This is a genomic window from Mesorhizobium sp. M8A.F.Ca.ET.202.01.1.1, from assembly GCF_004791595.1.
Taxonomy (GTDB): domain Bacteria; phylum Pseudomonadota; class Alphaproteobacteria; order Rhizobiales; family Rhizobiaceae; genus Mesorhizobium.
The window spans coordinates 1-1,033 of the sequence record NZ_SRUN01000052.1 but is presented as its reverse complement, the minus strand read 5'-3'; the positions used below and the strand labels follow the sequence as shown (position 1 = coordinate 1,033).

1 protein-coding gene is annotated in these 1,033 nt (G+C 55.7%); it reads right to left on the bottom strand.

The genetic code is table 11. The features are described 5' to 3' along the window. The coding region (locus tag EN845_RS33775) for an ATP-grasp domain-containing protein (RefSeq protein WP_135931263.1) at positions 1-858 on the bottom strand (858 nt) is incomplete at its 3' end. Between the last annotated feature and the right edge of the window lie 175 nt (positions 859-1,033).

The window sequence follows — 1,033 nt, the reverse complement described above, 5'->3', positions numbered from 1 at the left end:
GCCACCAAGACGCGGATTGACCTCAATCACGACTGGCCCACGCTTGGTCCACCGCAGTTCTACGTTCGTTGGCCCCCAGTCAAGGCCGAGAGCTCGCAAACAGCTCAGCGAAGCATCGGCAATACGCCTATGCTCGTGTTCAGTCAGCGGGGCTGGATAGGTCCCCCCAAGATAGACAAAATATGGTGGGGGAGCGAAATCAAGGGCTGATATACAAACGACCTCATTTCCCATTATTGCAGCGCAATACTGTGGACCTTGTGCGAATTCCTCGACCAGTATTCTCGGCGAGGAACGCCATATGTGCTTCCCGCCCAACAAATAGCTCGTATGTTCGGCTAACTCATCGACGTTGCGGCACAGTCGGACACCGATGCTGCCGCTGCCCACGGCTGGCTTAACAACCACCGGCAGGCCGATCTCAGCGGCAGAGCTTTCTACCTCCGTCGCATTCACTGCAACGCGATAAGCAGGTATTGGAACGCCAGCCTCGGCGAGAAGCTGACGTTGAGTGAATTTATCGCAGCATCCTTCAATCGATGCGGGGTCCGGTCCCGGTAGATCGAAGTGCCGGCAGAGCTTGCCAACCGTCGTAGAGACCGACTCGTCGTCGCCCGCGAGGCCAGTAATGCCAGCAATGTCATTGGTAGCACGCAGCCGAGAACATTCGCCGATCAGCGCATCGAGATTGCCTGTATCGACACGAATTGCCTCGCTTCCTTCCGCCGCAAGATAGTCGTACTGAGCCGGATCAACCGACAGGGTAATTGGATGAAGACCAAGACGCTGGGCCGCTTGCACATATAGAAGACCATTACTCCTTGTGCCTTCAACCAGGATGAGCACTCTTCTTGCCATTGGCGATGATCTCCGTTGCGTGCTGTGCGGCGGTCCGAACGCAAAATCGGCGTGGCTCATATTCACGCGTGCCTTCAGACCTTGCGGATGAACCTAGCATCGTCAGCGGTCCGCGGTTGCAAAAGATTCTGTAAAGTTATTTGAACGATCTGTTGCAATGTTTCCATGCCAGCGG